The sequence below is a fragment of the Agarivorans sp. genome (assembly GCF_050295395.1).
Lineage (GTDB): Bacteria > Pseudomonadota > Gammaproteobacteria > Enterobacterales > Celerinatantimonadaceae > Agarivorans.
In genome coordinates this window covers 1-4,976 of record NZ_JBNKPP010000185.1, presented here as the reverse complement: position 1 = coordinate 4,976, position 4,976 = coordinate 1, and the positions used below count along the sequence as shown (strand labels likewise).

The 4,976-nt window shown below is 48.3% G+C and carries 7 protein-coding genes; 5 read left to right on the top strand and 2 right to left on the bottom strand.

Annotated elements, in window-relative coordinates:
* The coding region (locus tag ACQY6Q_RS10890; RefSeq protein WP_427981298.1) for an SO_0444 family Cu/Zn efflux transporter at nt 1-841 on the top strand (841 nt) is incomplete at its 5' end.
* A 10-nt stretch (nt 842-851) separates the two neighbouring features.
* On the opposite strand, the gene ACQY6Q_RS10885 is transcribed toward ACQY6Q_RS10890, so the two are convergent.
* Nucleotides 852-1,268, bottom strand: coding sequence for an META domain-containing protein (locus tag ACQY6Q_RS10885; RefSeq protein WP_427981296.1), 417 nt, complete (start codon nt 1,266-1,268; stop codon nt 852-854).
* 231 nt (nt 1,269-1,499) lie between these two features.
* Between ACQY6Q_RS10885 and udp the strand changes: the two genes are divergently transcribed.
* On the top strand, nt 1,500-2,273 hold the full coding sequence (udp, locus tag ACQY6Q_RS10880) for a uridine phosphorylase (protein ID WP_427981294.1): 774 nt from the start codon (nt 1,500-1,502) through the stop codon (nt 2,271-2,273).
* A 59-nt stretch (nt 2,274-2,332) separates the two neighbouring features.
* Here udp and ACQY6Q_RS10875 read toward each other — a convergent pair whose 3' ends face one another.
* Nucleotides 2,333-2,887, bottom strand: coding sequence for a GNAT family N-acetyltransferase (locus ACQY6Q_RS10875; protein WP_427981292.1), 555 nt, complete (start codon nt 2,885-2,887; stop codon nt 2,333-2,335).
* Nucleotides 2,888-2,996: 109 nt separating this feature from the next.
* Here ACQY6Q_RS10875 and ACQY6Q_RS10870 point away from each other — a divergent pair, with 109 nt between their 5' ends.
* From ACQY6Q_RS10870 to ACQY6Q_RS10860, 3 genes are all read left to right on the top strand, one after another.
* Nucleotides 2,997-3,641 carry an NAD(P)H-dependent oxidoreductase gene (locus ACQY6Q_RS10870; RefSeq protein ID WP_427981290.1) on the top strand — a complete coding sequence of 215 codons (645 nt, stop codon included), beginning with the start codon at nt 2,997-2,999 and terminating at the stop codon, nt 3,639-3,641.
* Nucleotides 3,638-4,474 carry an arylamine N-acetyltransferase family protein gene (locus ACQY6Q_RS10865; RefSeq protein WP_427981288.1) on the top strand — a complete coding sequence of 279 codons (837 nt, stop codon included), beginning with the start codon at nt 3,638-3,640 and terminating at the stop codon, nt 4,472-4,474. The genes ACQY6Q_RS10870 and ACQY6Q_RS10865 overlap by 4 nt, the downstream gene beginning before the upstream one ends.
* Nucleotides 4,471-4,976: EamA family transporter (locus ACQY6Q_RS10860; protein ID WP_427981286.1), on the top strand; the 506-nt coding region annotated here is incomplete at its 3' end. The genes ACQY6Q_RS10865 and ACQY6Q_RS10860, both read left to right, overlap by 4 nt.

The following is a 4,976-nucleotide window of genomic DNA, read 5'->3' as shown; positions in this document are numbered from 1 at the left end:
GGGGCTGCGCCGGGCCGGTGCCTCAAAGAGTGCAACCACCTCATTTTTAATTGCCACGCCTGAGACTGGAGTGGATTCGGTGGCGGTATCTTACGCCTTGTTAGGCCCAATAATGGCTATCGTTAGGCCCATCGCTGCTGTGGTTAGTGCCATTGTGGCGGGCTTGTTAGTGGGCAATGCCGAAACCGACACCGACACCGCTCCTAGCACCGCCGCTAAGTCTTGTTGCAGTGGCAGCAAGTGTTGTGCGGGAGAGACTAAACCCGCCGAGCAAACCAGCCTTAGCCGAACCATCAAAACTTGGCTACACAATTTTAAAGAGCTGGTGGAAGACAGCTACTTTTGGTTACTGATTGGTTTAGTGTTTGCCGGTTTAATTCAGACTTATATGCCAGAAAGCTTTATGACGCGCTGGGGGCAGGGCTGGTTAACCATGCTAGTAATGGTGCTGGTGGGGATCCCGATGTACATTTGCGCCACCGCTTCTACGCCCATTGCCGCAGGCTTGATGCTGGCAGGGGTTTCTCCTGGTGCGGCTTTGGTATTTATGTTGGCGGGGCCGGCCACTAATATTGCCACTTTGATGTTGGTGCGCCAAGAAATGGGCATGCGTGCTTTAGTGGCCTATTTAGTGGGAGTGATTGGCAGTGCTATGGCCTTTGGTTGGGGCTTGGATGTTATGGTGAGTCATTGGGGTTGGCAAATCAATCCGGCGCAATGGCAGGAACAACAGCTACTTAATAGCGGCTGGGTAATAAGCAGTAGCGTCATCATTGGCTTGCTGATGTTAATGGCAGCAGTGAACGATCTACGGCAACGCTGGTTTAGCGCCGCCGCTTAATTGGCCCGTTCTAGTCGTTGCTGGGCACGCGTTTAAACTCGGCACCATTGCTCAAGCGCAGTTGCTCGCCGTCTAGGGTGAGTGGCTGCGCTATGGCTTCAACAAATTCTGCTTCAATGGTATTGGCCATGCCTGCACACATTTTACGAGTAAGCGCTAAAGGTTGCTCTATGATGAGTTGCTGGCCGTCCCAACTGGCTTGGCCAAAGAAGTTATTACAACCGGTGGTGCCGCTAATTTTATAGCCTTGCTCATTTTGCTCTAAGTTAAAGGCTGGCAGTTTTATGTCGGCAATTTGGTAATAGTCACCGCTCATATACCAACGGCTGTTAGCTAAATCCATGCTTGTCTCCGCTTGCTTGCTGGCGCAAGCACTCAGTCCTACTCCCATCATCAGTGTTAAACCCATCATCAATGGTTTATTCATGGTATTACCTCTTGGTAAGCATAAAGATTATTTTCTAGCTTATTGTAGAACACAGTGGCTTGAAAAAGTTCGCTCATTGATAAAATTAATCGCAAATTTTCCAACATAATGAGTAACTATCGGCCGTATTAGGGCCAAGTCGAGCTCAAATGCGAGATGTTTCACACTTATTGCTCGATTCTCGTCCTATGCTCAGCTCAATAATCACGGAAGCAAATTAAGTAGGTAACGATGAACCAGCAAGCCACTGTTTTTCATTTGGGCTTAAACCCAGAAATGTTAAAAGGCGCGCGCCTTGCGATTATTCCCGGCGATCCTCAGCGTGTAGAACGCATCGCCTCATTATTAGAGCAACCCGAACTATTAGCCGCTCATCGAGAGTTTACCTCTTACCTTGGTTTACTTGATGGTAAGCCAGTAGTGGTGTGTTCCACAGGCATTGGTGGCCCCTCTACCTCGATAGCTGTGGAAGAGCTAGCGCAGTTAGGCGTAACTACCTTTCTCCGGGTAGGCACTACGGGCGCGATTCAACCGCATATAAATGTAGGGGATTTAATTGTGACCACAGCATCGGTACGTTTAGATGGAGCGAGTAGCCATTTTGCTCCGATGTGTTTTCCCGCGGTGGCCGACTTTTCTTGTATGCAGGCATTAAACGCCGCTGCTTTAGAAGCCAAGGCGACTTGCCATGTGGGCGTGACAGCTTCCAGTGATACCTTCTACCCTGGGCAAGAGCGTTACGATACGGTGTCTGGACGTGTTACCAAGGCTTTGCAAGGTTCAATGGCCGAATGGCAAGCCATGGGGGTGCTTAACTTTGAAATGGAAAGCGCCACGTTGTTTACCATGTGTGCATCGCAGGGCTTAAAAGCCGGTTGTGTCGCAGGGGTAATTGTGAATCGTACCCAGCAAGAAATTCCCGACGAAAGCTTAATGAAAAATACCGAAAGCCAAGCGGTGAATGTGGTTGTGGAAGCGGCTCGTAAAATGTTAGCTGAAGCTTAAACTGTCGTTTTATAGTGTTTAAGGCCCAAGCTTGCTTGGGCTTTTTTGTGCGCGGTTGCTTATAAAGATAGGCGCATATCTAAATTGTCTTGTTGATTATAGGCGGTGTAAAAACGGCCAAATTCAGCAAAGCCCGCTTTCTTATAAAAGTGAATAGCCCTGAGGTTGCTGGCTTGGGTTCCACCCATTAATACCAAGCTTTTTAAGCCCTGTTGTTGGCAATAGCTGATGAGTTCAGCCATGGCCAATGAAGCTAAACCTTGGTTTTGATAGTGGTCAACGATGCAAGGGGCAAACCGAGGCTCTAACTGGAAGTTCAAACCTATACCCGCTTGCTGATAGCGTTGTTGCTCGGCCTCTGCCGGAGTGAAATCCAAGATGAAATAACCCACAATGGCCTGTTTCTCACATAAAACCAAACGTTGAATTTGCGCTTCTGGCTGGGCAGCGCAGAGGGCATGAGCGGTGCATTCATCTAAGGGGTGAGGGCCGAAACGTGCCCGCGTTTCGGGGCCTAAGTTGCGCAGGAAATCTGCAAAATTGGAAGCATCACTGCTACGCAAAGGCCGCAGCTGTAGTTCTTCACCATACTTATTGGAGAGCCTACGGTGCATTGTGGTATTCCTGGTGAGGTAGTTTATTTTCCCGCACTTAACCGAGGTTAATTACGGCTAGCTAGTTGAACAATATAGTAGCGCTACAGTTAATCGCAAGGGCATCTATATGAACAGCATTATTCCAGCATTACAGTGGCGTTATTCGTTAAAGCAATTTTCCAGTCGTAGCATAGCACCGAGCCACTTAGAGAGTTTAGTCGAAGCAGCTCGGTTATCGGCCTCGTCTTATGGTCTTCAACCTTATCAAGTGTGGGTGGTGGAAGAGCGGAGTCTATTAGCCAAACTGGCCGAGGCAGCCTATGGCCAAGAGCAGCTTAAAAGTTGTTCGCATTTATTGGTTTTTGCCAACGAAACGTCGATTGGCGATAGTACCGTAGATGATTACTTTGCTCGCTACTATCAACAAACCAATACGACAGCAGAAAGCTTGGCTGGTTATGCCGAGCATATCAAGGCGGCTCTGCGAGATAAAACTCAACAGCAGCGATTGGCTTGGGCGGAGCAGCAAGCTTATTTGGGTTTGGGCTCGGTATTATGTCAAGCTGCGGTTTTGGGAATAGATAGCTGCCCAATGACCGGGTTTGAGCAAGCGGTGGTGAATCAGATATTGAGTTTAGGCAAACACAATTTAAGTGCCAGTGTTATCTGTGCGCTGGGCTATAGAGAAGCTGATGCTACTCCGCCTAGCAAAGTGCGCAAGGCGAAGGCTGAATTTGTACACTATGTTGGGTCATTGGAGGTAACAAAATGAATTTAGATGACTATTTGGCAAAATTGGCACTGACGCCACCCGCTCAACCTAACTTGGCTTTTCTTCAGCGTTTAGTGGTTCGCCATTTGGAGTGCTTCAGTTTTAATAACCTAGCTGTATTGCTTAAGCAGCCATTGCCTTTAGATATACCGGCCTTACTCGATAAAGTAGTGTATCAGCAACGGGGCGGCTACTGCTTCGAACACAATAAGTTGGCCTACCAATTACTTGAACACTTGGGTTATTCCCCCAAAATCGTGCTGGGCCGAGTATTGAATAACTATATTCGCCCTGTGCCCAGAACTCATCGCTTTAATCTGCTTGAGTTAAACGGTGAAAAATACTTACTCGATGTGGGTTTTGGCCCGGCGTGCCCTGTGGGCTTAATCGCCTTAAGCCAGGCTAATGCTCAGCCCGCGGGTTTAGATAGTTACCGGATCCGCGCTCTGGAAAACAATGAGTACGAATTGCTACAGGATAACGGCAGCGAGCCATTCATTCTATATCGCTTTGACTTGGCCGAGTATAGTGAAGCTGACTGTGAACTAGGGCATTTTTACTCTCACCAACATCCCGACGCGGTATTTGTTAATAACCTGCTGGTTAGCCGTAAAAACGCCGAGCAAGTTTGGGCCCTAAGCAACACTACTTTTACTCATAGGCAGGGCGAGCAGCACAGTGAGACCCTAGTGAGCTCGGCGACCCAGTTACATCAGCTGCTTACTCAGTACTTCTTTATGGCTTTAGCGCCAGAGGTGTGTGAATTTTTGTTTGAGCGCTACCTCGCACCTAAGCTTCCTGAGGCCAAGTCTGATAATAGGGCTAGCCAATGAGCGCCCGAATTTTGGCCCTAATGTGGGCCGGTTTAATGGCTTCCTCGTTTGTGGCTTCGGCCAGAATCACCGATTATGCCTCGCCACTTGTTACCACTGGTTTGCGCTTCGGATTTGCGCTACTGCTCATGACCCCAATCTATTGCTTAACAAGGTCTCGGCGTAGTCTTTCGTTACGAGAGTCGCTTTACTCAACTAGTTTTGTGTTACGTTATTTACTGATTAGTGGCAGCTTAGTTGGTTTTTTCATTGGGCTATTTACCGCCTTAAAAACCACTACCTCGTTGAATACATCGGTAATTTACACTTTAGTTCCGATTATCGGTGCATTGTTCGCCAGCCTGTTTGGGCAAGCCACGGGGCTTAGGCAGTGGTTGGGTTATTTACTGGGGGCTGGTGGAGCAATAGTCGTATTGTTATTCACCCGCGATGGTAGCATTGAGTGGCACAAAGGGGATGCCATTTATTTGGTGGCGTGTTGTTTGCTGGCTTTTCATGTTGT